This window comes from Gilliamella sp. Gris1-4 (assembly GCF_001690335.1).
Taxonomy (GTDB): Bacteria; Pseudomonadota; Gammaproteobacteria; order Enterobacterales; family Orbaceae; genus Gilliamella; species Gilliamella apicola_P.
The window spans coordinates 44,263-70,990 of sequence record NZ_LZHA01000042.1; the positions used below are offsets into that span (position 1 = coordinate 44,263).

The 26,728-nt window shown below is 34.5% G+C and carries 24 protein-coding genes and 1 tRNA gene; 6 read left to right on the forward strand and 19 right to left on the reverse strand.

What is annotated here, in order from left to right; all coding sequences use genetic code 11:
• Position 1: 1 nt before the first annotated feature.
• The 13 genes from A9G31_RS05555 to A9G31_RS05610 all read right to left on the reverse strand — a co-directional run bounded on the left by A9G31_RS05555 (position 2) and on the right by A9G31_RS05610 (position 13,328).
• On the reverse strand, positions 2-1,972 hold the full coding sequence (locus tag A9G31_RS05555) for an extracellular solute-binding protein (RefSeq protein ID WP_141671389.1): 1,971 nt from the start codon (positions 1,970-1,972) through the stop codon (positions 2-4).
• Positions 1,973-2,765: 793 nt separating this feature from the next.
• Entirely contained in the window at positions 2,766-2,999 is a 234-nt protein-coding gene (locus A9G31_RS05560) for a hypothetical protein (RefSeq protein WP_065560807.1), read from the reverse strand.
• Positions 3,000-3,089: 90 nt separating this feature from the next.
• Positions 3,090-3,221, reverse strand: coding sequence for a hypothetical protein (locus A9G31_RS12090; protein ID WP_255306966.1), 132 nt, complete (start codon positions 3,219-3,221; stop codon positions 3,090-3,092).
• On the reverse strand, positions 3,215-3,361 hold the full coding sequence (locus A9G31_RS12195) for a chorismate mutase (RefSeq protein ID WP_411587966.1): 147 nt from the start codon (positions 3,359-3,361) through the stop codon (positions 3,215-3,217). The genes A9G31_RS12090 and A9G31_RS12195 overlap by 7 nt, the downstream gene beginning before the upstream one ends.
• Positions 3,362-3,731: 370 nt before the next feature.
• A tRNA-Ala gene (locus tag A9G31_RS05570) sits at positions 3,732-3,807 on the reverse strand.
• Positions 3,808-3,932: 125 nt separating this feature from the next.
• Positions 3,933-4,928 (reverse strand): protein translocase subunit SecF, encoded by a 996-nt coding sequence (gene secF / locus A9G31_RS05575; protein ID WP_065560826.1) that lies wholly within the window; start codon positions 4,926-4,928, stop codon positions 3,933-3,935.
• Between the two features lie 15 nt (positions 4,929-4,943).
• Positions 4,944-6,800, reverse strand: a complete 1,857-nt coding sequence (gene secD, locus A9G31_RS05580) for a protein translocase subunit SecD (protein WP_081299358.1) — start codon at positions 6,798-6,800, stop codon at positions 4,944-4,946.
• Between the two features lie 68 nt (positions 6,801-6,868).
• Positions 6,869-7,198, reverse strand: coding sequence for a preprotein translocase subunit YajC (gene yajC / locus A9G31_RS05585; protein ID WP_065560809.1), 330 nt, complete (start codon positions 7,196-7,198; stop codon positions 6,869-6,871).
• 185 nt (positions 7,199-7,383) lie between these two features.
• The gene (nuoN, locus tag A9G31_RS05590; RefSeq protein WP_081299359.1) at positions 7,384-9,120 is read right to left on the reverse strand and encodes an NADH-quinone oxidoreductase subunit N; all 1,737 of its coding nucleotides are present in this window, start codon (positions 9,118-9,120) and stop codon (positions 7,384-7,386) included.
• Positions 9,121-9,126: 6 nt separating this feature from the next.
• Positions 9,127-10,671, reverse strand: coding sequence for a complex I subunit 4 family protein (locus A9G31_RS05595; protein ID WP_081299360.1), 1,545 nt, complete (start codon positions 10,669-10,671; stop codon positions 9,127-9,129).
• Between the two features lie 17 nt (positions 10,672-10,688).
• Positions 10,689-12,536, reverse strand: coding sequence for an NADH-quinone oxidoreductase subunit 5 family protein (locus A9G31_RS05600; RefSeq protein WP_065560810.1), 1,848 nt, complete (start codon positions 12,534-12,536; stop codon positions 10,689-10,691).
• Positions 12,533-12,835, reverse strand: coding sequence for an NADH-quinone oxidoreductase subunit NuoK (nuoK, locus tag A9G31_RS05605; RefSeq protein ID WP_065560811.1), 303 nt, complete (start codon positions 12,833-12,835; stop codon positions 12,533-12,535). Before nuoK ends, A9G31_RS05600 begins: the two co-directional genes overlap by 4 nt.
• A 1-nt stretch (position 12,836) precedes the next feature.
• Entirely contained in the window at positions 12,837-13,328 is a 492-nt protein-coding gene (locus A9G31_RS05610; protein ID WP_065560812.1) for an NADH-quinone oxidoreductase subunit J, read from the reverse strand.
• A gap of 345 nt (positions 13,329-13,673) precedes the next feature.
• On the opposite strand from A9G31_RS05610, the gene ppc reads away from it, so the two are divergent.
• Entirely contained in the window at positions 13,674-16,319 is a 2,646-nt protein-coding gene (gene ppc / locus A9G31_RS05615) for a phosphoenolpyruvate carboxylase (RefSeq protein WP_065560813.1), read from the forward strand.
• 24 nt (positions 16,320-16,343) lie between these two features.
• On the opposite strand, the gene A9G31_RS05620 is transcribed toward ppc, so the two are convergent.
• The 5 genes from A9G31_RS05620 to aspS all read right to left on the reverse strand — a co-directional run bounded on the left by A9G31_RS05620 (position 16,344) and on the right by aspS (position 21,729).
• The gene (locus A9G31_RS05620; protein ID WP_065560828.1) at positions 16,344-17,408 is read right to left on the reverse strand and encodes an SEL1-like repeat protein; all 1,065 of its coding nucleotides are present in this window, start codon (positions 17,406-17,408) and stop codon (positions 16,344-16,346) included.
• A 117-nt stretch (positions 17,409-17,525) separates the two neighbouring features.
• The gene (gene ubiD / locus A9G31_RS05625; RefSeq protein WP_065560814.1) at positions 17,526-18,989 is read right to left on the reverse strand and encodes a 4-hydroxy-3-polyprenylbenzoate decarboxylase; all 1,464 of its coding nucleotides are present in this window, start codon (positions 18,987-18,989) and stop codon (positions 17,526-17,528) included.
• Between the two features lie 92 nt (positions 18,990-19,081).
• Positions 19,082-19,498, reverse strand: a complete 417-nt coding sequence (locus A9G31_RS05630; protein WP_065560815.1) for a hypothetical protein — start codon at positions 19,496-19,498, stop codon at positions 19,082-19,084.
• Positions 19,495-19,962 carry a dihydroneopterin triphosphate diphosphatase gene (nudB, locus tag A9G31_RS05635; protein ID WP_065560816.1) on the reverse strand — a complete coding sequence of 156 codons (468 nt, stop codon included), beginning with the start codon at positions 19,960-19,962 and terminating at the stop codon, positions 19,495-19,497. Before nudB ends, A9G31_RS05630 begins: the two co-directional genes overlap by 4 nt.
• A gap of 9 nt (positions 19,963-19,971) precedes the next feature.
• A complete protein-coding gene (gene aspS, locus A9G31_RS05640; protein ID WP_065560817.1) occupies positions 19,972-21,729 on the reverse strand; it encodes an aspartate--tRNA ligase in 1,758 nt (585 codons plus the stop codon).
• Between the two features lie 272 nt (positions 21,730-22,001).
• Between aspS and A9G31_RS05645 the strand changes: the two genes are divergently transcribed.
• From A9G31_RS05645 to dusC, 5 genes are all read left to right on the forward strand, one after another.
• The gene (locus tag A9G31_RS05645; RefSeq protein ID WP_065560818.1) at positions 22,002-22,790 is read left to right on the forward strand and encodes a DUF3100 domain-containing protein; all 789 of its coding nucleotides are present in this window, start codon (positions 22,002-22,004) and stop codon (positions 22,788-22,790) included.
• Positions 22,790-23,239 carry a hypothetical protein gene (locus A9G31_RS05650; RefSeq protein WP_065560819.1) on the forward strand — a complete coding sequence of 150 codons (450 nt, stop codon included), beginning with the start codon at positions 22,790-22,792 and terminating at the stop codon, positions 23,237-23,239. Before A9G31_RS05645 ends, A9G31_RS05650 begins: the two co-directional genes overlap by 1 nt.
• A gap of 20 nt (positions 23,240-23,259) precedes the next feature.
• A complete protein-coding gene (locus A9G31_RS05655; RefSeq protein ID WP_065560820.1) occupies positions 23,260-24,579 on the forward strand; it encodes an amidohydrolase in 1,320 nt (439 codons plus the stop codon).
• An 81-nt stretch (positions 24,580-24,660) separates the two neighbouring features.
• On the forward strand, positions 24,661-25,434 hold the full coding sequence (locus A9G31_RS05660) for a molybdopterin-synthase adenylyltransferase MoeB (protein WP_065560821.1): 774 nt from the start codon (positions 24,661-24,663) through the stop codon (positions 25,432-25,434).
• Entirely contained in the window at positions 25,431-26,375 is a 945-nt protein-coding gene (gene dusC, locus A9G31_RS05665; protein WP_065560822.1) for a tRNA dihydrouridine(16) synthase DusC, read from the forward strand. The genes A9G31_RS05660 and dusC overlap by 4 nt, the downstream gene beginning before the upstream one ends.
• A gap of 21 nt (positions 26,376-26,396) precedes the next feature.
• On the opposite strand, the gene A9G31_RS11785 is transcribed toward dusC, so the two are convergent.
• The coding region (locus A9G31_RS11785) for a transposase (protein ID WP_176700360.1) at positions 26,397-26,728 on the reverse strand (332 nt) is incomplete at its 5' end.

A 26,728-nucleotide genomic window follows, 5' to 3' on the forward strand; every position in this document is an offset into this window, starting at 1 on the left:
ATTAATGTTCCCGATTTTTAGACAGGCTAGCTGCTTTGTTTGCATCATACCACCAACTATCAATCCCGATTGCATAAGTAGGTTGTATAGTTGGTTGCCCAAATTTATTCCAGTATGCATAATATGTTTTACTGTTATACCACATTGGAATCATTGGATATTCTTGCGTTAAAATCCGATCAAGCGCTCGTCCTAGCGGGATTAACTCTTCTTGATTATCCACATGTTTGGTGATTTCAGCAATAATGGCATCAATAGCCTTATTATGCAAACCCGAAGCATTCCATGATGAGTTAAGATACTCGCTGCCCCAAAGCACTAGCAAATTAGAGCTTGGGTAATTTACGGCATAATAATCGCGTGCAACCATATCATAATCACGTTCACGAACACGTCGTAATTGTTGTGCTGAATCTAGCAAGGTAATATTCATGGTGATCCCCAAACGTGCTAAATTTTGTTGAAAGGGAATGGCATATTTAATATCACTACCGAGGTAACTGATCAGTTCAAATTCAAATGGTTGCTGTGTTTTAGTGTTAATCAGCTTACCGTCTTTAACTTCCCAACCCGCTTGTTTTAATAATTCTGCTGCCTTTAATAAATTATCACGATTAAAGCCCTGACCATCACTTTTTGGCAAATAATAGGCGTTGCCGAAAGCACGCTTTGGAATAATATCTTTATAAGCATTAAGCCATTTTAATTCTTTCTCGCTAGGTGTGCCGATTGCGGCATAAATGGTGTTTTCGAAAAAGCTATAAGGTCTTTTGTAACTGTCATAATAAAAGGCATGATTTAGCCATTCAAAATCAAATGCCAAGGTAATAGCTTCACGAACTTTAATATCTTTAAATAGATCTTTTTGTAAATTAAACGCAAGCCATCTAGTGTCGGTAGCTGTTTGAACTGGTTTTTCTTGTTTAATAATATGGTTAGAATCAAAATATCTACCTTGATATTGAGTAAACCAGTTTTTAGGTTGATCTTCAGCACGCAAATCATATTCGCCAGCTTTAAAGGCTTCTAGCGAAACGTTATCATCCATATAATAATCAATACGTTTTTCGTCAAAATTATCTAAGCCTTTATTAATAGGTAAATTACGTGCCCAATAATTCGGATTACGTCGATAAACAACATATTGCCCTAATTTATATTCGCTAATGTAGTATGGACCACTACCAACTGGTGGTGTAGTTAGTGGTTCAGAAAGATCATGATCTTTCCAAAAATGTTTCGGCATAACTCGCATACTACCAACGAATGAAAGGAGTTTTTCCCGATCGGAATCGGGAATATCAACACGCACATGGTGATCATCGATTGTCTTAACAGTAATGCCTTTATTATAAACACGATATTGAGGTACCCCTTCGGTCATAAATTTATGAAAGGTAAATTCAACATCGTGGGCAGTAATGGGCTTATCATCTTGAAAACGAGCATTAGGGTTAATTGCAACTTCTGCCCAACGGTATTGGTTAGAGTAGGTTATTGAAGTAGCAATAAGTGGATAAAAGCTTGTGATATCATCAGCTGTACTAGTAAAAAGACTATCATACAGTGATCCTGAATTACGTTCAGGTGCGCCACGGCTAGCAAAGCGATTCAAATTATCAAAAGAGCCAACTTCTGCCAATTTAATTACGCCACCTTTCGGAGCATTAGGATTTACATAATCAACATGTTGAAAGTCAACATGATACTTTGGTTGACCTGAAAGTGAAAAGATGGTTTTGCGGTAAATTACCTCATGTTTTTCAGTAGGAATAACGATATCAATTTGTTTATCCTGAGATGATTGAACAGGAATATTAACATCGGTTTCTTCCTCAGTTTGAGGTGAAATTGTTTGCGGTAAAATTTGTTTTTCTTCATCGGCAAAAGCAGGTGCAGAACAAATGGCAATACTACTTAGGCAACTCAAGATGAATAATTTTTTTATAGGTTGTTTAATTCGACTAATCATCCTAATTCCATTCCTGCTCTATTTGACAATAGCATATTTATGTAACTTCTTATTGATTATTAACAAATAAGTTCTTTAAAACAATTATAATCCCCGATTAAGATGCCTATTTTGCCAAACTTCAACTAAATGAGCAAAACCTAATTAATAAAGTTTATATAAAATGATAAAGTTAGCTTAGAATATTACTTTATTTTTATATTAAACAAGCTATATTAAATCAACTGTATATAATCAGCATCGATATATACTTTTAATATAAAAAACAATTAATATTCTTTTGAAGCAATCTTACTTGGTGCAAAGTATCTATTTCCAAAAGGAATAAAATTAAATGAGCGAATCGTTTTATCAACTTGATCAGAAAAGATTAGACCACAAATACGTAGATCTCAAGCAATTATTATATTAATCAAAAAAATAAAAACTCGACGTTTTACTCAAAAGAGATAGGATTTTATGCAAGTTAATAACTCATCTATGTACCAGTAAAAATGATCAAAAATTAAACTTAAAATTTGGTAGAAATTTAATTCTTTTATTTTAATTATAAAACAATTAGTTATAACTATACTATTCCCTATATTCATAGGGATAAACCGTTCTCAATAATCTCTTGATAGTAATGATTTTGCTGTTCTCTAGACATTAGAGATAATCGAATTTTGTAAAAAAGTTTCCGGTAACTATACGTTTCAGTATAAATATCTTAAAAATAGATAAGAAACCCAAAAATTGATTATCATTGTTCAATTGAAAAGTTAGATGCACTCGCTGCTTATAAAAAGGGATATTACGTATTGTTGACTAAACTCAAAATATTACTTATTGCCGTTTTTGCTTGATGACTGATTTTCCAACAAGTTGAACCTGTTAATAATGCACCTTTGTTAAGGATTTCATCTAAACTAGCATTACGCAATTTATCGAAAGAATCAAAGCTCATCTCTTCAAGTCTTTCAATAATTTTGGCTCCCACGAATTTAAGCTCCATTAACTGCTGCTGTTCTGTTTCTGTAAAAGCCATATTATTCTTCTTACATTTTATTGAATATAATTTTAAATTATCATATAAAATAAATATCTATTTTAACTATTTTTAATAAAATTTCTGTTTTTATTTATTTTTGTTTTTGAAATATTTCAATTCTTCATCGATAAAATATCGTACTAGATTTGCATATAGATCTTTGATTACTTCACCATTAAGCCCTAATTCATTCGACCATTGTTTTCGTTGCTCTAGCATACTGTCAAAACGTTCTTTGGCTTGTACGTCAGTGGTATTTGTTTGAACTTACTGGCAGCTTTGACGTATTCAAAGCGTGTAGCAAGCAATTTAATTATGGAATGGTCAATCTGATCTATTTCGGCACGAATGTGGTTCATATTCTCACATTTGTTTGGCGCTTGGGTAGGTTTATAAGTCACGATTTTATACCTTTTGTTTATTTAGCTTTTTATATCCTATCACTATAGATTATACACAAAAGTATCACTTAGTAGGTGTCATCGTTGCACTATATTTATATATACAAAATTGATTGTGCGCTTTTAATAGAATTGAGTTTAATATTTGGAGATATTTAATAATTAATTAATTGATTTTTTTTTATTTATTAAATCAATTTCGTTTTACATTGATACCGCCCAATAACACAATAATATAACTAAAAATTTTGTTTATATCCTGCTAGTAAAAGATTCGCTGATTTTTTGTATTTTAATGGGTTTTAAAGGATCTTACAGAATATTGAATTGGTGGAGCCAAGGGGGATCGAACCCCTGACCTCAACGCTGCCAGCGTTGCGCTCTCCCAGCTGAGCTATGGCCCCAAATGAAAGGGATAAAACTGTGGCTAATAATATGCAACTAAACGATAAGTGTCAATTAGTTTGGTACTATTTGTTTGAAAAACAGTCTAATAAAACTCTGCCAATTAATGGCAGAGTTCACATGATTAACGCAATATTGAAGGTTGATCTGCACCTTCTGCTTCAATTTTAGGGGGCATAAAGTGTTCACGTTTTACGCCTAATTTGAGTGACATATACGCAGCCACATAAATTGATGAGATTGTACCAAGCACAATACCAACTCCTAATGTTTCAGAGAAACCTTTTAACATTGAACCACCGAAAATATACAGAATAACGACCACTGCAAGGGTTGTACCTGACGTCATCAAAGTACGGTGCAATGTTTGTGTTAACGAGATGTTGATAACATCGTAAGGATCTGCTCGTCGAATCTTTCTAAAATTCTCACGAATTCGGTCGAAAACTACAATGGTATCATTGAGCGAATAACCAATTATCGATAACATTGCAGCAATGATAGTTAAATCTAGTTCTCGTTCAAATAACGATAGATAACCTGCGGTGATGATAACATCATGCGCTAAGGCAACAACCGCACCAGTACCAAATCGCCATTCAAAACGAAAGGCAATATAGATTAGAATACACACTAATGCTGCACAGATGGCCAAAATACCATCTTGGGCAAGTTCAGAGCCTACTGTTGGTCCTACAAATTCAATACGTTTGATTTGAGCATCGGTATCAATATCTTTATGTATTAAATTGGAAATTTTTGTACCTAGTGCATTATCAATAGCAGATGACGTACTACCATCTTTTTGTTTAGCTGAAGGTAATCGAATAATGATATCTTTACTGCTACCATAATATTGCACTATCGGCTCATGATAACCCGCATCGCGTAAACTGTTACGAAGGTCATCAAGGTTAACCACTTTTGTTACTGTGAGTTCTACTGTCGTACCACCAGTGAAGTCTTGTCCTAGGTTAAATCCTTTAACAAAAATAACCACAAAAGATGCGACTACCAATAACATTGAAATCACAAAAGCAATAAAGCCAAATTTTAAAAAGTCGAGGACTCTGCGACCATGATTTAAATCTCTAACATCATGATTTTCTTTTTTATTAATAACCACAATAAACCTCTAAATTGATAACTTATTAACGCGACGACCGCCATAAATAAGATTGGCTAATGCACGAGTACCGACAATCGATGTAAACATCGATGTTACAATACCGATGCCTAGTGTAATGGCAAAACCTTTAATTGAGCCTGTACCGACTGCATAAAGAATAATAGCAGTAATTAAAGTGGTAAGGTTGGCGTCAAAAATACTGCTCCAAGCACCAGCATACCCTTCATTAATTGCATGCTGAACACTGCGTCCATTGCTAAGTTCTTCTTTTATTCTTTCATTAATCAGTACGTTGGCATCAACAGCCATACCAACGGTTAACACAATACCCGCAATACCTGGCATGCTTAGCGTTGCCCCAGGAAGTAAAGACATTGCACCAACAATTAAAATTAAGTTAGCAACTAATGCAAGGCTAGCAAATACGCCAAACAGACGATACATCACTAACATAAAGATGACTGAAATCGCTAAACCCCATGCGCAAGATTCTAACCCTTGAGTTATATTTTCTTGCCCCATTGATGGTCCAACAGTGCGCTCTTCAATGATTTGAATCGGAGCAATTAAAGCCCCTGCACGTAATAATAATGATAAATTTTTAGCTTCATCAATATTACCAATACCCGTTACCTGAAAACGGTCACTAAAAATACCTTGAATCGTTGCTACATTGATAACACGTTCTTGTTTTTCAAGAATTGGTTTGTCGTTTTCATCACGTTTACCAGTGTCTTTGTATTCAACAAACAATGTTGCCATCGCTTTATGAAGATTTTTTTGGGTAAAATCAAACATTCTTTTACCCCCCGAGCCATCAAGAGTAATAGCAACTTCGGGTTGACCATATTGATTAGCACGATATGAAGAATCAGTTATATGCTCCCCTGTTAACACAATACGCTTATAAAGTAATACTGGGCGACCACTCTCCATATATTTAATTTCTGAACCATAAGGAACACGCATATCACCATTTAGAATGGCTGGCAAGTTAGGGGTACTTTCTTCATTAACTTGTCTAAATTCAAGTGTTGCTGTTGCTCCTAAAATACGTTTAGCTAATGCTGTGTCTTGTATACCCGGTAATTCAACAACTATACGATCAGCACCTTGGCGTTGAACTATTGGTTCAGCAACACCTAACTGATTAACACGATTTCGTAAAATTGTAGTGTTTTGTTGTACAGCATCATTTTTTGCTTGTTGTAACCGTTGTTCACTAACATTAACTACAATAGCATTATCACTTTGAGAAACAACTTTGAAATCTTGTATACCGTTGATCTTAGTGATGGCCTTATTGCGATCTTCAGTATTGTCAAATTGTATTAAAATTTGCTGATTACTATCTTTACTGATCGTTTTATAATTTAATTTGCTATTAGTAAATTCGGCTTTTATGTTTTCAATAGATTGTTCAGTGAGTTTACTTAATGCGGTTGTCATATCGACTTCCATTAAAAAGTGAACACCACCACGCAAATCAAGACCAAGCTTCATTGGTTCAGCACCTAACACCGTAAGCCAAGTTGGGGTTGCTGGTGCTAAATTTAATGCAACGATATACTGCTCACCTAACGCTTCTGCAATGATTTCTTTTGCTTTAAGCTGTGTATCGTTATCACCAAGACGAATTAAAATGGACTTATTTTCATAAACCAGTGATTTTGGTTTGATATGATTATCAGTTAAAAGTTTTTTGATTTTATCTTGCGTAGTAACGTTAATTTCAGCAGTATCTGATCCAGAGATTTGTATAGCAGGATCTTCACCATAAATATTTGGAAGTGCATAAAGAAGGCCGAGGCAAATTACAACGACCAACATAATGTACTTCCACAAAGGATAGCGGTTTAACACGACGTATTCTCTTGTGGTATTAGGTAATTAATACAATGAACAATAATAGCGAATAAAATACTATTCTATTATAGTGATTTCATTGTCCCTTTTGGTAAAACTGATGTGATAAAGTCACGTTTGATCACTATTTCAGTTGTATCATTTAATTCTAGCGCGATGTAACCATTTTCGTTAACTTTTGCCACACGACCAATAATTCCACCGTTAGTTAATACTTCATCACCTTTTGAAATTGATGCCATTAAATCACGATGAGCTTTGGCACGTTTTTGCTGTGGTCGCATAATCATAAAATAGAAAAATAAGCCAAATACAACTAACATAATTGGCAGAATATAATCACCACCTGGCTGGTTACCATCAGCTGCATAAGCATTAGAGATTAAAAATTCCATATTGGTCCTCTTGATTAAAATAAATTTTAAAAGTTGGAATTATAACATAATAAATTAATCTATTATTAACTATTTCTTGTTAAAAAGTTTCCGGTAACTATGTGTTTTAGTATAATACAAAGCATTTAATACTACTTAGACTGATATGATTCCGCTGATAAAACGATATGGCGGATAAATACTACCTATGTAGTTAAATATTGCGCCATACTAACTAAGTTAAATAACCATTTAGGGTATATTCCACAAAGCATCGTCAATAAAGCACATAACACAATGATTAATTCACTTATTCTAATATCAGTCCATTTTAATTTAATTGAAGATTTACTTGATATTTGATCATCACGACAAACTGGTCTTATATAAAGGTTGATAATTAAGCGAGCATAGAAATAAAGGCCTAATGCACTGCCAATAACTACGGCAGCGACTAACCACCATAATTCGGCTGTTACACCTAATAACACCAGTAAAAATCGTCCAACAAATCCCGCAGTTAAGGGAGTTCCTGCTAAAGATAAAAGTCCAACTCCCATGGCTAATGCTAGAATTGGCCTTCGCCAAAATAGTCCTGATAGGTCAATTTCGTTTTCATGATCTTGAAGTTCATTAGAGTGTGAATCTAAACTGATCGCGCCTAAAATACAGATATTAGCTAAAATATAGCCAATTAGATAAACACCAATAGTTTCTAATGCTAATACTTGATATTGCACAGCTATTAAAGCCGTTAATAGATAACCAAAATGTGCTATTGATGAATAGGCTAATAGTCGCTTTAAACTACTTTGCATTAGCGCCAATAAGTTGCCCCACAAAATAGAACAAAATGCCATAATAACTAAAATAATACGGATAGTTTCATTGTTAACAATAGGTGCCAATAAAAATAGCCTTGCGATAGCACAAAAAATTGCTACTTTTCCGACTGTTGATAACAATAAGGCAACTATTGTTGGTGCGCCTTGATAAACATCTGGTAACCATAGTTGAAATGGTACTAGCGATAGTTTAAAACCAATGCCTACCAGCATTAAACATACGCCTATCAATAATAATGTGCTTGGATAGGACATCGTTGAGAGTTGGTAACTTAAACCACTAAAAGTGAGTTCTCCAGTAGTTGCATAATAAAAAGCAATCCCCATTAATAAAAACACGCTGGCGATAGCAGATAAAATCATGTATTTAACCGCTGCTTCCAATGAATGAGTCTGCGTATATTGATAACCAATTAATCCAACAAATGGAATAGATAACAGTTCGATCCCAATAAAAAATACAATTAAATGGCTTGCGTAAATAAGTGTTACACCACCTAATGCCATGAAAAGTAAAATTAAATAAAATAATCCATGATGATGCTGTTCTTGTTTAAACCAACGATAAGCAAAACATGCAACGGAAATAGATATCATTAAAATCAAACTGGTGTAAAGTAGCCCATAGCCATCACAAGTAAAAAGAGTTGTGATATGGTGTGCTTTCCACTCATCTTTTGACTCATCATCAATATTCGAATTATCCCCAAGATTAGAATTGGTATCGATATTTTTATTGTCAATGCTATTATTTTCGGTATTACTATCAATGTTTATAGTTTCATCTTCATTAGACGATTCGGTTGTTTCTGTAGATACCGTATCAATTGCAATAGTTTCTTCGCTTGATGGGTTTTGTTCTTTAGCTGGCTCCGAAATCGATGCTGATATTTGCATATTATCACTGCTGATATCAGTAATAGCTTGAGTGCTAAAAGAAATTTTATATCCAACCATCATAGAGCAAATTAACGCACAGGTTAATCCGCATACCGTTAAAATAGCACATCCTTTGGTACTTAATTTAAAAACAAATAGTAAAAACAAAAAAACGATAATGGCTAAGCTTAATACAATAATAGGTGATAAAGCTATCATAGGTTATTACTCCCCTACTCGCTCTGTGGTTATGTATTGTTGTGTTTGATTCACGACAGAATAAGACATATCTAAAACCACTTGAGGATACAAACCGATAAAAATGAGGGCAATTAAGATACTTGATAGTAATATAAGATCTTTTTTGCTAAGCAGATGTTTTGTTGCAATACTTTTATCAACCACTCCATAAAAAATTGGTTGCATTCGTACAATAAATGAAATAGATAGTAATAACAAACCAATTACAAGCAAAATTGTATAATAGGAAAAAGCATTATAACTACCAAGCAACATCATATAATTCCCGACAAAATTAGCCGTGCCGGGAATTCCTAAAACTGCCAATATGAAAAACAGAGTAAACGAAGATAAATAAGGCACTCTTTCTTTAAGTCCAACAAATTGATTTATGTTTCGAGTTGAATAACATTCAACTAATAATCCACTAATTATAAACATGCCGACGATTGCTAAATTGATGGCTATCATTTGAATAACCACACCTTGATAAGCAAGAACAGAACCACTATAAATTATTGCAGTTACAAATCCCATTAAAGCAATATGAATATAAGCTATTAGCTTTTTAATATCAGTTTGGTTAAAAGCAAGTAAAGCAGCATAAACAACTGTAAGCAGTGCAAATGCTAACATTAGTGGCATAATAATAATTGATGCATTAGGAAATAATGGTATAACAAAATGCAATAAGCCGAATGCAGCTGTGTTAAGTAATAACCCGCTAATCATCATTGAGCCAGTCGTTGAAGATTCGATATGGGCTTCAATAAACCAACCATGAAAAGGAACAAAAGGGATACGCACGATAAAAGCAGCTAAAAAACCTAACATAATTAAAAATTCGGTATAACTCGAAATTGGTGTTTTGGTTAATTCTTGATAATCAAACGTCCAATGTCCTGTTAAGTTCCAGTTAATCAAAGCCAATGAAACTATTGAGATTAACATAAGTAAACTGCTTACTTGAGTATAAATCAAGAATTTACTTGCACCATTAAAACGTAATTGTGAGTTTGAGTCTCGCCGTCCCCATAATGAGATTAAAAAATAGATGGGGATTGCCACCGCTTCCCAAAAGAAAAACATTAAAAATAAGTCAGTAATTACAAACAACATCATAATAGCTGATGTCATAAATAATAGACATAAGTAAAATAGACCAAGATTGTTTATGCTTTCTTTACTAGAATAGACAATAGTCAATAATACAATAAATAGGGTTGAAGTAATAACAACCATAGATAAACCATCTAAGGCAAGATGAAAACGAATTCCTAATAGAGGAATCCATTCTAGATTAACTTCTTTTACCCAGTTTTGTCCTTGATTTGATATATTTACAGCATCTGTCCATAATACAATTATTATCAATAATGTAATGCAAATAGTAGTAAACGCCACAATTATTGGTAATCTTGACCAACGGATTTGGATATCGGCAGAAACAACGCCTCTTTGTAAACATATATGGCATAGCCAACCAATAAATCCGCCTATTACAGGTAAAAAAACAAGCCATAACAACATGAATGATTAAACCTTTATTAAATAAAAATCAGCAGCATTAATATGATAATACTACCTATAACCATCGATACCATATACCACCGAATTTGCCCATTTTCTAGGCCAACGATGAATGAGTTTACTTTTTTGATCCCCAACACTATCCAATTATCCCAAAAAGCTAGTGGATCTTTTTTCAAAAAACGAGCCAAATAGATATAAGGTTTTACAAATAAAGTATGTAATAAATAATCATAATGCCAATCACTATTACATAAACGTAAAAAGAATTTAATCATTGGCGTATTAAGCACTTCTTTTACTTCACTATTTGGATGTGCATATAAAATATAAGCAATAAGAAAACTCAATCCAGTCACAGCAGCTAGTAGTAGCTGAAAAGGTAATTGTCCATTAGTATCTAACTCAGCTATTGGAATAATACCTTGAATTGGTAATGGAAAATAAATAAATAAAGCTGTAGTAAATATCAATAAGATGAAAATTGGCAAATAATTTAACCATTTAGTTTTAGTAAAATCATACTGTTGTTGCTTATGATAAAAAACCATTGAAATTAAACGCCAAATACCTAAGCTAGAAAGTAAGATACCGAGCAAACCAATAGTCCCAGATATCAATTTATTTTGATTCATTAACCCCAATATAATATCCCCTTTGATATAAAAGGAAGAAGAAATCCAAGGCATAGCACTAAGCGATAACATAACTAACAAAAACACCGCATACAACATCGGAAACGTTTTAATTAAACCACCAAGTTTGCTGATATCTCGTTCACCTTGGCATTTTTTAATCAAAATTGATGAAGCAAAAATGAGTAATGTACTTGTAACGACATAATTAATTAAGCAATTGAGAGACAAACTCCAACTCTGTGCTGAAAAAGCATAAAACAAATAACTAATTTGCGTTAAATTAATATATGTAACAATTCGTTTAATATCATATTGCACTAGGGCAATAGCGCTAGCAAATAATATGGTCAGTGATGAAATCATCGCTATAATAGTAAGAACATCGCTAGACATCATAAACAAATCACTAAGTCTTAATACTAAATACACTCCAGCCAAAATCACTGTTGAAGATTGCAATAAAGCCATCGCTGGCATCGGAGCTAATGTTGTTTCAGCAAACCATGAATGCATAGGAAATAGTGCAGACTTACTCATTGCACCAAGGAATAACATTAGAGTAATCCAAAATACGATATCTGAATCGATAGCCAAATTATCATGTGCTTGCATCAAAACATCACGAATATTTAATGTTTCTAAAGTTTGATATAATAAAAATATGCCAATAATTAAAAAGATATCAGTTAAATGCATGATGATAAACGCTTTGACCGCAGCATAACCATTACGCACCTGTTTATAGTAAATACCGATAAGTAAGTAAGTACTTATACTTACACCTTCCCAGCCAATTAACATAACAAATAGGTTATCAACTAATACGATGGTTAATAGGCTAGCAATTAACAAATTACTGTAAGCGTAGAAAGTATAAATATCCTTTTTTAGAGTTAAATAGCAAGCCGCAAAAAAGTAGATCAACAAACCAAAAAATGCGATTAAAGCTAAAAAGGTTAACGATAAACCATCTAAGGTTAAAGTAATAGGTATAGTAAAATCACCAACAGAAAACCAATTCCATAATGGCCTGCTATAAACTAAGGTCATGTCAGGTACTGTATTTGAGCTAAAATCAATACAAGAAAATATAGTAATCAATGCAATTATTAACATAGTACTAATACCAATAATAATTACATTAATTGATCGAATATGCCTTCCAAAGCAAACCAATATTAGAAAAGAAAGCAAAGGAATAAAAATAGTTAAATAAAGTAAATTCATCCTTTCATTTCGCTCAACGAGTCAATATTAAAGATTTTTCGGCGGTAGAATAGTTTCATCATTAATGCAAGACCGACACAAACCTCAGCTAAGGCTGTTATTACCGCTAATATTGCAAGGATTTGTCCATCTGATTGTTGCCAATAGCTACTTGCCGCAAACAACGCAACTATTGCCCCATTATTCATAATAATAAGACTAAGTAATAAAAAATAGAAATGACGTCGAATCATTACCCCTAACAGTCCAATCACAAATAAGATAGAGGCAAAAATAAGACAATGCATAAGTGGAATCATATTATTTCTCCGACATAAGCCGATGCATAAAATGATAACTAACCACAGCTGCACCGAATAATAAAAATATAGCTAATTCAACCATTAAAATATATGCATACGTGGACATTTCATGCATTAATTCATAAGATTCTTTCAGTTCTGAATAATCAGTACTTACTACACCGTAAATCAGTGCTACCAGTAATATAAACGCTAAAACGACTGGACCTAGCCAAATTTTAGGGCTAATTCCTTGTTTATATTTTTCAACATTATCAATGTTAATTTTCAAAATTGAAGCGACAAGTAAAAAAAGAGTTACCGAGCCACCAATAAATAATAAAATATATAAAATTGTAGAATAATATGTATCAAGTAGAATAAATATTAATGCTGAAGCAAAAAGTGAAATAACAAGGTATAAAATTGCTTTATCAACCCGTAAGCTACTAATCACTTTTATACTAGCAACAACAGCAATAATCGACGCGATATAAAAAACAGCGATCATTAAATAATCCAATATGTATTCATAATGTAGCTAGTATATACCCAAATGATATCAAGATACAGTTTACTACTGTGTTCATAAAAAAAATAATCTTGTTAAACAGCCTTCTGATGAATATTTCAAAACTGAATGGACATTTTGAAGTTAACTTTTCATGCTAGATATAATTAAAACAACTAAAAAAAATAAAAACCATAAAATTTTATTATTTAAATTCAAAGTTAAATTGTAATAAAGTATAACTTAAGCACATTAATCAACATTATACCTATCCCATTAAATTGTCATTTTGAACCATACAGCTTAAAGGTGTTTAGGCATAATAAAATCGAAGACGAGAAAATCATGAATAACCAATACTCATCAATGAGAAGTAATGTCAATATGTTAGGCACTTTACTAGGTAACGCAATCAAACGTGCTACCGGTAATGAAACATTTGATTTAGTTGAAATGGTAAGAAAATTATCGAAATCAGCTCAACAAGGTGATACTCAAGCTCATAATGAGTTACTTAAATTAATTGAAAACCTTAATGATGACGATTTATTACATGTTGCACGGGCATTCAATCAGTTTTTGAATTTGGTCAATACAGCCGCTGAGTATTATGGTATTTCACCCCATGGGGAAGCTTCTAGTAGCCCTAAAAAAATGACCGAATTATTTAGCACACTAAAAAACCTTAATTTTTCAAATCAAACTATTACAAAAGCAATTAATGATTTGTCAATTGAATTAGTATTGACCGCACACCCGACCGAAATCAATCGCCGAACAATGATTAATACTTATACAACTATAAATAACTGTCTATCACAACTGGACCATGATGATTTAGCTGACTACGAAATTGGGCGCATTATGCGACGTTTGAAGCAGTTAGTTTGTCAGGCTTGGTATACTGATGAAATACGTAAAAAACGCCCTACTCCAATTGATGAAGCGAAATGGGGATTCTCAGTCATTGAAGATAGCTTATGGAATGGTGTACCTCTATTTTTACGTGAACTTAATGACCAATTAGTTGATGCGTTTGATGAACAATTATCGGTTGATCATGTCCCTATTAAATTCACCTCATGGATGGGGGGAGATCGTGATGGTAATCCAAATGTCACAGCAAAAATAACAGAAAAAGTCATGTTACAAGCCAGATTAAAGGCAATTGAGTTGTTTTTAGCTGACATTCAAATACTTGTTCGAGAGCTTTCAATGACAGAATGCTGTAAATCGGTTATTGAACTGTTAGATGAAAAAAACAAAAACGTTTCAGAGCCATATCGGGCTGTAATGAAGCAGTTACGGACACGTTTAATTAAAACTCACAACTATATTGAAGCTTTATTGAATAATGAACCGATATTAGCCCCTTGTGATATTTTGATTAAAAATGAGCAGTTGTGGCATCCGCTTTATGTTTGTTATGAATCATTAATTGATAATGGAATGTCAACGATTGCTCATGGACCATTGTTAGATACACTGCGTCGCATAAAAAGCTTTGGCTTACAATTAGTCAGATTAGATATCCGCCAAGACAGCTCAGTACATACAGAAGCGCTTGATGCATTAACCAAAGAGCTTAACTTAGGTAGTTATGCCCAATGGTCTGAAGAAGAAAAACAAGCATTTTTATTAACCGAGTTACAATCAAATCGACCATTATTACCTTACAGCTGGCAACCAGATCAAATGGTTCAAGAAGTATTAGATACTTGTCGTGTAATAAAAAAAGCGGGCGAAGAATCAATTGCTTCTTACGTAATTTCAATGGCTAAAGCACCTTCTGATATTTTAGCGGTCTATTTATTATTAAAAATCGTTGACTGCCACAAACACATTCCCATAGTACCGTTATTTGAAACTCTAGAAGACTTAAATAATGCTAAATCAATCATGCAAAAACTACTGGATATCCCTTGGTATTACAATAAAATTCAAGGTAAACAGATGGTGATGATAGGTTATTCTGATTCGGCTAAAGATGCAGGTACTTTTGCCGCGTCTTGGGCACAATATCGGTCACAAGAGGAATTAGTTAATTTATTTGAAAAATATAATATCAATTTAGTGTTATTTCATGGACGAGGAGGATCAATTGGTCGAGGGGGCGCACCAGCTCATGCCGCACTGCTTTCGCAACCACCTGGATCATTAAAAGGAGGACTTAGAGTTACTGAACAAGGTGAAATGATCCGCTTTAAACTTGGTCTACCAGAAGTGGCTCTTAGTAGTCTTATGCTTTATACTTCTGCTATTTTACAAGCCAACTTATTACCACCACCTGCACCTAAACAGGAATGGCGCAATATTATGGACGAAATGTCAGAAATTTCATGCCATTGTTATCGTAGTTATGTACGAGAACGAGCTGAATTTGTTGATTATTTTAGAGCTGTAACACCTGAGGTTGAATTAGCCAGATTACCACTAGGCTCAAGACCACAAAAACGCCGAACAGGTGGAGGTATTGAAAGTTTACGTGCTATTCCTTGGATTTTTGCTTGGACACAAAACCGTTTAATGGTGCCATCTTGGCTCGGTGCAGGAAGTGCACTAAGAGCTATTATTGGAGAAGGCAGACAAAACATTCTTAAAGAGATGTACCACAATTGGCCTTTCTTTAATGCCCGATTAGGTATGCTTGAAATGGTTTACGCAAAATCTGCGCCAAATATTCACCAATATTACGAACAACGCTTAGTCGATTCTGCATTATGGCCATTAGGTGAAGAATTAAGAAATTTGTTAACCCAAGATATCAACACAGTGTTAACTATTACTGATGATATTAGTTTAATGGCTGATTTACCTTGGATAGCACAGTCGGTAGCATTACGTAATACTTACATTGAACCATTAAACTTATTACAAGTAGAGTTACTGAGTCGCTCTAGGAAAAACAATAATCATGAAAACATCATTGTTGAACAAGGGTTAATGATCACCATCTCAGGAATCGCAGCAGGTATGCGAAACTCAGGATAAAATAAAAAAGGCTAATGCCTTTTTTTATTTTTCCGATAATAATTGATCTAAATAAGCTTTAGCGTCTTGATCTCCTTGCTCGCTAGCTTTAGTAAACCAATAAATGGCACGATCTTTATCTTTATCCGTGCCTTCGCCTTCTAGATATTTAATACCTAAATTATATTGGGCATCAACACTGCCTTGCTCTGCAGCTTTTAGATACCATTCAACAGCTTTTTCCTCGTCTTTAGGCACTCCTCCACCTACATCATACATCACACCAATATTATATTGTGCATCAGCATTACCTGCTTCAGCAGCTTTGGTGAACCAATATGCAGCTTGCGTATTGTCAGGTTTAGTTCCCGTACCTGTTGCATACATAATAGCTAAATTATACATCGCTAATACATGACCATGCTCTGCCGCCTGTGTATAAAAATAGCTAGCAGCCACATAATCTTGGGTCAAACCATCACCTTTTTCAGACATTAACCCTAAATAATATTGCGCTTCTGGAATGTTATCTTTAGCTGCTTTACTAAACCAATCAGCTGCCGTCATACGATCTTCTTTTACGCCATCACCAAAAAAATACATAATACCAAGGTTTAGATAAGCATCATAAATACCTTGATCACCGGCTTGAGTAAAATAATCAATCGCAGTTAATGTGTTTTTTTCTACTCCATTACCATCTTTATACATTAAAGCTAAATTATATTTAGCCAATGCATAATTTTGATCTGCCGCTAATTTAAAATATTTAAACGCTTCATTTAAATCAGCTTTGGTTCCATCGCCTTTTTGATACATAAAAGCTAAATTATTTTGTGCCTTGGCAAGTCCTTGTTCTGCCGCTTTTTTATACCAAAAAAAAGCACGAACATCACTAACCTCAACACCCACTCCTTGTTTATAAATATTGCCTAATGAGTACTGGGCTTCCGCATTCCCTTTCTCTGCAGACAAACGTAAAGAAGGAAGTAATGAATCTGAAGCTTTAAGCTTTAATTGAGTGTCATCTGATTGCGTCTTATAATCTGCCGCCATTGCACTATAAGAAATAGATAACAATAGTACTAATAATATTTGAAAATTTTTCATATTTTTATGATTATTATGGCATTTACAATAATTATACATAATTGTTAGCAAAGGGAATAGTTTTTGTTTTTACTATTTTGTTTATACAATTAATATTAGCTAAAAATAAATATGATCCTATAATCCTAATTCATTCCAAATTTCATCAATACGAGCAATGACTTTTGGATCTTTCTTAATTATCTTTCCCCATTCACGATTTGTTTCACCTGGCCATTTATTGGTAGCATCTAAACCCATTTTAGAGCCTAATCCAGAGACAGGTGAAGCAAAGTCCAAATAATCGATCGGTGTATTATCAATAAAAGTCGTATCCCGATGAGGATCCATTCGTGTCGAAATAGCCCACATTACATCTTTCCAGTCACGCGCATTAATATCATCATCACAGACAATTACAAATTTGGTATACATAAATTGTCGCAAATAAGACCAAATTCCCATCATAACTCGTTTAGCATGGCCTGGATATTGCTTTTTAATAGTAACAACCGCAATACGGTATGAACATCCTTCTGGCGGTAAATAAAAATCAACAATTTCAGGGAACTGCTTTTGTAAAATTGGAATAAAAACTTCATTCAAAGCAAGTCCCATGATTGCGGGTTCATCTGGTGGTCTACCTGTATAAGTTGAGTGATAAATCGCATCTTTCCGGCGAGTTAAGTGCGTTACAGTAAATACGGAAAATTGCTCAACTTCATTATAATAACCTGTGTGATCACCATACGGACCTTCTGATGCTAACTCATTAGGATCAATATAACCTTCAAGAATTATCTCTGCACTAGCTGGAACATCTAAATCATTTGATAACGATTTGACTACCTCTGTTCGGCTACCACGTAACAATCCAGAAAAAGCATATTCAGGTAGAGTATCTGGCACTGGTGTCACTGCACCTAAAATGGTGGCTGGATCAGCACCAATAGCAATACTAACTGGAAATCTTTCGTTTGGATGTGCTTGTTGCCATTCGGCAAAATCAAGTGCACCACCACGATGTGAAAGCCAGCGCATGATCAATTTATTTTTTCCTAAAAGTTGCAAGCGATAAATGCCCACATTTTGTCGATCTTTATAAGGACCTTTAGTAATAGTCAGTCCCCAAGATAACAGAGGTGCTACATCTTCGGGCCAGCAATGCATAATAGGTAAACGAGTCAAATCCACCTCATCATCCTTAAAAATCACCTCTTGGCATGGTGCTGAAGAACGATGTTTGACTGGCATATTTAGTACTTGTTTATACTTAGGTAATACATTAAAAAATTGCCGTATACCCTTAGGGGGTTCGGGTTCACGTAAAAATGCCAATAACTCACCAATTTCACGCAAAGCTGAAGTATCTTCACGCCCCATTCCCATTGCAACACGTTTAGCGGTACCAAACAAATTACATAAAACAGGCATGTCATAACCAATCGGATTTTCGAATAATAAAGCAGGTCCTCCATTGTGTAAAGCACGATCAGCAATTTCGGTCATTTCGAGATAAGGATTAACAGGAAAAGTAATTTTTTTTAATTCGCCTTGTTGTTCAAGATAATCTAAAAAATCTCTAAAATTTGAAAAATTCATTTATTACTACTCCCTGTTACTTAATAGTCTTGAGTTAACCGAATCCTAAAATCATTTTTAATACTTAATACTAATGTAGCTTTGATATTTAACTAGTCTGCATCAAAGTTTTCACTATATATAGGTACTTGTTTATTTTGATTACACTCAACAATTTTAGGTAATAAGGCATCAAATTGTTTTTTATCGATTTCAATAAATTTATCTTGATCAACTTGATAAAATAAAAATTGTTCAGATTGATCATCAAATAGAAACGAGGCTATCCAGTCATTTCGATCATCACTATTTTCATTAGCAAATATCTGAATAACACTATTTTCACGTTTTTCAGGTTGATCATGTAATTTATAATCAATTATCTTCTCTGATATTTTAACGTCATACTCATCGAAAATAATATAATCATTTTGATTGGGCTGGCACTTTTTTATATTTATATCAGCATTACTAGTTGGTACAAAAAAACATAAACAAGACAACACAACGGCATATAGGCTTAATTTCATTTCAAACCTCTTAAATTAGATTTAATCAAACTATGAATATTACCAATAGCTTCACTGTTATTTGGTGATAAAGTAAGATTGGCTGCTTCATCAATAGTTAACCATTGGTAAGCTAAATGCTCAGTAAGTATCGGTGTTATCTCTTTAATAACAGGCAGATAAAACCAATGTTCTTTATTTAGCTTAACTTCTGGCGCATATTTATGTCTAAATTGCGGGAAAATCTCAAATTCAACGGAATACTTCGCATCAATTAACTCAAGATTTTGCCCTATAATATCAATACCTGTTTCTTCAAAAACCTCACGAATTGCTGTTTCTCGTGGTAACTCGTTATCTTCCATACTACCTGTTACTGATTGCCAAAAATAAGGGTCGTCTTGGCGCTGTAACATAAGGCAACGGTTTGTTGTCTGGCAGAAAATTACCACCAGAACAGATTCAGGTTTTTTGAATTTTCGCATCAAATATCACTATTTTTTACTTACTTCAATACCAAGTTCAGTCAATGCTGCAATATTGGCTGGGCTTGGAGCATCAGTAAGTAAACAAGTTGCTGCTGTAGTTTTAGGAAACGCTATTACATCGCGAATATTATCCGTTCCAGTTAATAACATACTTAATCGATCTAATCCAAATGCCAATCCTGCATGAGGAGGTGTGCCATATTTTAATGCATCAAGTAAAAAACCAAATTTCTCACGTTGATCATGTTCATTAATACCTAAAATTGAAAAGACAGCTTGTTGCATTTCGCTACGGTGAATACGAACCGATCCACCACCAACCTCATAACCATTGATTACCATATCATAAGCATTTGCAACAGCATTTTCAGGATTATTCAGAAGTTCTTCTGGTGTATAATCTTTTGGTGACGTAAATGGATGATGCATAGCACTTAAACCTTCATCTGTTTGTTCAAACATCGGGAAATCAATAACCCAAAGTACCGCCCATTTACTTTCATCGGTTAAACCTAAATCTTTACCAACTTTTAAACGTAATGCCCCTAACGCATCACTCACTACTTTATAGCTATCGGCACCAAATAATAAAATATCACCATCTTTAGCATTGGCACGATTAAGCAGTGCTTCCATTTGCAATTCATTAAAGAATTTAGCAACTGGGCTTTGTACACCTTCTAACCCTTTGCTACGTTCATTAACTTTAATCCAAGCCATACCTTTTGCGCCGTAAACTGAAATGAATTGCGTATATTCATCAAGTTGTTTACGTGTTAATTGTGCACCGTTTGGAACACAAAGCAACGCAACGCGTCCTTTCGGATCGTTAGCTGGTGTTGAAAACACTTTAAAATCAACATCTTTAACCAAATCAGCCACATCAATAATTTCAAGTGGATTACGCAGATCAGGTTTATCACTTCCAAAGCGACGCATCGCTTCAGCAAAAGTCATAATAGGAAATTTACCTAAATCCACATTTTTCACATGTAACCAAAGCTCACGAATCATCTTCTCCATAACATCACGCACTTGCTCTGCTGTCATAAATGAAGTTTCAACATCGATTTGCGTAAACTCAGGCTGACGATCGGCTCGTAAATCTTCATCGCGAAAACATTTTACAATTTGATAATAACGGTCGAATCCTGACATCATTAGCAATTGTTTAAATAATTGTGGCGATTGTGGCAGCGCATAAAACTCACCTTTATGGATTCGACTTGGAACCAAGTAATCTCGTGCGCCCTCAGGAGTTGCTTTGGTTAACATTGGCGTTTCGATATCTAAAAAACCATGTTCGTTCATAAACGAACGAACAAATGCGGTAATTTTAGCTCGCGTTTTAAAAATCGTTGCCATTTCAGGGCGACGCAAGTCAATATAACGATATTTTAGACGTTGCTCTTCACTGTTATTTTGATTGAAATCAAGAGGCAAGACATCGCTACGGTTAAATATTGTCAATTCAGTTGCCAAAATTTCAACCTCTCCGGTTGCCATATCTTTATTGATTTGACCCTCCGGACGTGCTCTTACTTTACCTTTAATTTGGATACAAAATTCATTACGAAGCTCACCAGCAAGTTGATATGCTTGTTGATAATCAGGATCAAAAAAGACTTGCACAATACCTTCACGATCACGCATATCGATAAAAATCATACCGCCTAAGTCTCGGCGTTTATTGACCCAACCACATAATGTTACTTCTTGATTAATATAACTTGCATTGAGTTGTCCGCAATAAATTGTTCTCATTAAAATATCCTGTTTAAATATCAATCTATAAAAAATAAGAAATATTATAAATCAAATAGAGCCCTTATAAAGGCATTTATTTAGATTTATTCTTCAATTGCTTAATTATATCCAGTCAACATGTCCTTATTGCCCACAAATAAGCAATTGATTATACTCGTTTGTTGACGTAAGCAATCTAGGTTATGTATATTAACCGCACAATAATAGATTATGATTTTAGTTATCATGGCTAAGTTTTATTAATAATATATTTTATGAGGCCCATAAGGATGGATATTTTAAAAGACTATAAAGTGCATTTACTTGCACTAGTCGTTGTTTTGGCATGTGAGTTTATCGGTAAGCAGTCTATTTGGATTATCGCCGTGTATCCGATGTTATACGCCATGATCATCGGTGGAGTAATAAGTATTCCCAAATTAAAAATATTAAAACTAAAAAATATGAATAATGCCAGCGCCATCATGATGGTAACTTTGATGTTACTTATTGCCAAGCTTGGCGTTTCTGTCGGTCCTAAGATTGATATGATTCTAAAAGATGCTAAGTTAGCATTAATTTTTCAGGAATTAGGTCATTTTGCTGGTACGATTTTATTGGGTTTGCCACTAGCAATGATATTAGGCATGAAACGGGAAGCTGTAGGTGCAACTTATTCTGTTGCTCGCGAACCGAATATAGCAATTGTTGCAGATAAATATGGATTGGATTCCGCTGAAGGTCGAGGCGTTATGGCGATGTACGTTTGTGGCACACTTTATGGTGCTATTTGGATGAGTATACTAGCCAGTGTGATGGCAAAACTAGATATTCTCCATCCTTATGCTTTAGCCATGGGAGCTGGGGTTGGAAGTGGTAGTATGATGGCGGCATCACTTGCTCCAATAAGTGACCTTTATCCAGAAATGGCGAGTGAAATCAAAGCCTATGCAACAACAGCAAACTTAATGTCGAGTGTTGTTGGTATTTATATTTATACATTATTTTCACTACCGTTTGCCTCTTTCTTATATAACATCTTTTCCCGTTTACGACGTAATAAAGAAGGAGCACTATAATGAAAAGTTTAGAAACAATATTTTTACTGATCTTAGTTGCCATTATTATGGCTGCTGGTAATACAGTAGGTTACAAAATTGATTTTATGCTGTCATTAGAAGCGTTATCAATTTTAGTTGTTATATCAATTGTTGGTTATTTTGTTGGCAAAATTCCAGTATTAAACAAATTTCCAGTTATTTTATGGGTATCAGTTGTAGCCGCAGTGGCTTCATCACCTATTTTCCCTTTTCATGAACAAGTTGTTTCACTTACTGACAAGGTTTCTTTATTGGCGGTTTGTACCCCAGTGCTTGCTTATGCTGGATTGGCTATTGGTAAAGATTTAGCATTATTTAAAAGTATCTCATGGCGAATTATTCCTGTTTCATTAGCGGTATTTTCAGGCACTTTTATTTTGGCAGCAATCATTGCTCAAATCACCTTGCATTGGGAAGGTGTTATCTAATTTGCACTAGGATTTAATTTATGACAAAAGAAGAACTTAAAAAAAAGGTTTGTAGTGCAATTGCAAACCGTAAAGCCGATATTAAGGCGATTGCTGAATCAATTTGGGTAGAACCTGAACTTGGTTATAAAGAACACAAAACAGCTCAAAAAGTTGAGCAAACTTTTGAAAAACTAGGTATTCCATTTAAAAATAAATTAGCACTAACAGGAGTAAAAGGTCGCCTAAAAGGAGGAAAAGGTAGTAAATATAGCATTGCTGTTATCGGCGAGCTTGATGCTATTATTTGTGCAGATCACCCTGCTGCTGACGAAACATCTGGTGCTGCGCACTGCTGTGGACATAATGCTCAAATTGCAAATATGATGGCAGTAACGATGGGATTAATTGATTCAGGGGCTATGCAATTTTTAGCTGGCGATGTCGTACCATTTGCTGTTCCAGCTGAAGAATATGTTGAAATCACTTATCGAAATCGCTTAATAGAAGAAGGTAAAATCAAATATATTGGTGGCAAACCGGAGTTAATTTCACGTGGCGAGTTTGACGATATTGATATGGCATTACAAATACATTTAACTAGTGTACCTAATGAACGTCAAAATGGTTTTATCGAAATATCAACAACTAGCAATGGTTTTATCGGAAAATTAATTAAATATAAAGGTGAGGCAGCACATGCTGCTGCAGCGCCTCATGCTGGCGTCAATGCCTTAAATGCTGCGATGATGGGAATGATGGGGGTGCATGCTATTCGTGAAACATTTCAAGAAAAAGACTACATTAGATTCCATCCAATTATTACCCAAGGTGGTGATTTAGTAAATGTAGTTCCAAGCGATGTCAGAATGGAAAGCTATGTGCGCGCAGGCAATGTGCCTGCCATGATTGATGCCAATGAACGAATAAATCAAGCATTAAAAGCTGGAGCAATGGCTGTTGGGGCAACGTGTGAAATTAAAGATCTACCAGGTTATTTACCTTTGCAAAACAATCCAACACTTAATGACTTTTTACAAAGTAATGCACAAGATCTAATTGGTGCTGATAATGTTTGGATTGCGCCTCATATGACAGGTAGTACGGATACTGGAGATTTATCTCACATTATGCCTGTTAGCCACCCATGGATTGGTTCAGTTCGAGGTGTTTTACATGGTAAAGATTATACGGTATTTGATGAAGAAATGGCTTACATCCGTCCTGCACAAATGATGGCATGTACAATTATTGATTTACTTTATGATGATGCCAAACCTGCACAGAAACTGATGTCAAAATATAAACCACTAATGACCAAAGAGGAATATTTAACCTTTCTATCTGGCTTTGACAAATAATCTTAATAGCTTGGCACATTGTTGTGCCAAGTTTCTGTTATAATGCTTCTTCATAATTAACCACAATAATAATCGCACAATATGCTAGAACTTACAGATCAAGAATTGTTTCGTTATGATAGACAAATCACATTGCGTGATTTCGATATTGATAAACAGCAAATATTGAAAAACAGTTCAGCACTGATCATTGGTTTAGGCGGACTTGGTTGCGCTGCATCACTCTATTTAGCGGCATCAGGTTTAGGCAAATTAACGTTAGTTGATTTTGACACCATATCAAAATCCAACTTAAATCGACAAATCTTATATACCGAAAGCTTTATTAATCAATACAAAGTCGAGGTGGCAAAAGAGGCCTTAACCAATATAAATGCCAATACGTTAATTGAAACAGTAAATCAGCGACTTGATGATAATAAGCTTATTTCACTTATTAAACAACATGATATTGTCATAGACTGTACGGATAACCTAGTGACACGAGAGCAAATTAACCGCTGTTGCTTTCAAGTAAAAAAAACGTTAGTTTCTGGAGCGGCAATCCGTATGGAGGGGTTATTAAGTGTATTTACATACCAACCTAATGAACCCTGTTATCACTGTTTAAGTCACTTATTTGGTAAAGATCAACTCACTTGTGTTGAGACTGGCGTCATGGCTCCGCTTGTTGGAATGTTTGGTTCCATGCAAGCCTTAGAAACGATAAAAGTGTTAACTCAATATGGAAAACCATTAATTGGTCGTGTATTAATGATTGATACAATGACAATGGAGTTTAGCCAAGTTAAATTTACCAAACAACCTAATTGTCCCGTTTGTGGTAATGGTAATACCAATCAGGTTTCTCAATGAAAATTAATCGAATTATTTTAGCTCCTATGGAGGGTGTACTTGATTATCAAGTCAGGCAATTTTTAACTGAAATTAATCAATTTGATTATTGTGTTACAGAATTTATCAGAGTGACCCATCACAAATTATCAAATAGGACTTTCTATCGCCTATGTCCTGAACTTTACAATAATGGAAAAACCGAATCTGGCACGCCAGTTCGTGTCCAAATTTTAGGACAGTCACCAGAGTGGATGGCTGAAAATGCTATTAAAGCTATCGAATTAGGTTCTTATGGTATAGATATCAATTTTGGTTGCCCAGCCAAAACTGTAGTTGGCAGCCACGGTGGCGCTTATTTATTACAATATCCAGAGCAGATATTTAATATTGTCAGTCAAGTACGACAAGCTATAGGTACAACAAATAAATTATCAGTCAAAATTCGCTTAGGTTGGGGTAATAAATCGCATTGTCACGAAATTGCCAACGCAATTGAACTTGCCGGAGCCAACGAAATAGCAATTCACGGAAGGACCAAAGAAGACGGCTATAAAACCGAAAAAATAGATTGGCAAACAATAGGCCAAATCAAACAGCACTTAAAAATTCCTGTTATTGCTAATGGTGAAATTTTCTCTATTGCAGATGCAAAAAATTGTATAAGCCAAAGCCAAACTAATGACATTATGCTAGGGCGCGGTATTTTAACTATTCCAAACCTAGCTAATATGATTCGAACTGAGCAATCAGCATTAAATTGGCAACAAGTGATGGAAATTTTAATTCGCTATGCAACATCATCTATTGATAATGCTAAACCGCTTTATCACTCTGCTCGCATCAAACAATGGCTTTCTTACTTAAAACAGCACTATGTTCAAGCGTCAGAAGTCTTACAAAACATTAGAACACTCAAATCACAACAAGAAATTTGTGAATTTTTAGCTAGGGGCTGTTGATCTTTGCTGTACATAAATTACTCAACAATACATTGGCAGCCACATTAACATAAATGCCAGTGATACCATACTGGCATAATTCCTTTCTAACTTATCGTATCTAGTTGATATTGAACGATATTGCTTGATTCTAGCAAAGGCATTCTCGACTAAATGACGATAGCGATAAAGGCACCTATCCATACTGCTTTTATCTATATCCTTACCATAATTACGTTTAGCAATCACCGTTCGTCCGCCTTTTTGACGAACAAAGCACCGAAAAGGCTCGCTGTCATAACCTTTATCGGCTATCACTGTATTGACTTCATCGAGCTTTTCAACTAGGTTTTCTGCATAAGTGATATCATGTC

Excerpts from the sequence above, each read along its gene's own strand:
- A9G31_RS05555 (WP_141671389.1), bottom strand. The coding sequence starts at position 1,972 with ATGATTAGTCGAATTAAACAACCTATAAAAAAATTATTCATCTTGAGT.
- A9G31_RS05560 (WP_065560807.1), bottom strand. The coding sequence starts at position 2,999 with ATGGCTTTTACAGAAACAGAACAGCAGCAGTTAATGGAGCTTAAATTC.
- A9G31_RS12090 (WP_255306966.1), bottom strand. The coding sequence starts at position 3,221 with ATGCTAGAGCAACGAAAACAATGGTCGAATGAATTAGGGCTTAATGGT.
- A9G31_RS12195 (WP_411587966.1), bottom strand. The coding sequence starts at position 3,361 with ATGAACCACATTCGTGCCGAAATAGATCAGATTGACCATTCCATAATT.
- yajC (WP_065560809.1), bottom strand. The coding sequence starts at position 7,198 with ATGGAATTTTTAATCTCTAATGCTTATGCAGCTGATGGTAACCAGCCA.
- nuoN (WP_081299359.1), bottom strand. The coding sequence starts at position 9,120 with ATGATAGCTTTATCACCTATTATTGTATTAAGCTTAGCCATTATCGTT.
- A9G31_RS05595 (WP_081299360.1), bottom strand. The coding sequence starts at position 10,671 with ATGTTGTTATGGCTTGTTTTTTTACCTGTAATAGGCGGATTTATTGGT.
- A9G31_RS05600 (WP_065560810.1), bottom strand. The coding sequence starts at position 12,536 with ATGAATTTACTTTATTTAACTATTTTTATTCCTTTGCTTTCTTTTCTA.
- nuoK (WP_065560811.1), bottom strand. The coding sequence starts at position 12,835 with ATGATTCCACTTATGCATTGTCTTATTTTTGCCTCTATCTTATTTGTG.
- A9G31_RS05610 (WP_065560812.1), bottom strand. The coding sequence starts at position 13,328 with ATGATCGCTGTTTTTTATATCGCGTCGATTATTGCTGTTGTTGCTAGT.
- ppc (WP_065560813.1), top strand. The coding sequence starts at position 13,674 with ATGAATAACCAATACTCATCAATGAGAAGTAATGTCAATATGTTAGGC.
- A9G31_RS05620 (WP_065560828.1), bottom strand. The coding sequence starts at position 17,408 with ATGAAAAATTTTCAAATATTATTAGTACTATTGTTATCTATTTCTTAT.
- ubiD (WP_065560814.1), bottom strand. The coding sequence starts at position 18,989 with ATGAATTTTTCAAATTTTAGAGATTTTTTAGATTATCTTGAACAACAA.
- A9G31_RS05630 (WP_065560815.1), bottom strand. The coding sequence starts at position 19,498 with ATGAAATTAAGCCTATATGCCGTTGTGTTGTCTTGTTTATGTTTTTTT.
- nudB (WP_065560816.1), bottom strand. The coding sequence starts at position 19,962 with ATGCGAAAATTCAAAAAACCTGAATCTGTTCTGGTGGTAATTTTCTGC.
- aspS (WP_065560817.1), bottom strand. The coding sequence starts at position 21,729 with ATGAGAACAATTTATTGCGGACAACTCAATGCAAGTTATATTAATCAA.
- A9G31_RS05645 (WP_065560818.1), top strand. The coding sequence starts at position 22,002 with ATGGATATTTTAAAAGACTATAAAGTGCATTTACTTGCACTAGTCGTT.
- A9G31_RS05650 (WP_065560819.1), top strand. The coding sequence starts at position 22,790 with ATGAAAAGTTTAGAAACAATATTTTTACTGATCTTAGTTGCCATTATT.
- A9G31_RS05655 (WP_065560820.1), top strand. The coding sequence starts at position 23,260 with ATGACAAAAGAAGAACTTAAAAAAAAGGTTTGTAGTGCAATTGCAAAC.
- A9G31_RS05660 (WP_065560821.1), top strand. The coding sequence starts at position 24,661 with ATGCTAGAACTTACAGATCAAGAATTGTTTCGTTATGATAGACAAATC.
- dusC (WP_065560822.1), top strand. The coding sequence starts at position 25,431 with ATGAAAATTAATCGAATTATTTTAGCTCCTATGGAGGGTGTACTTGAT.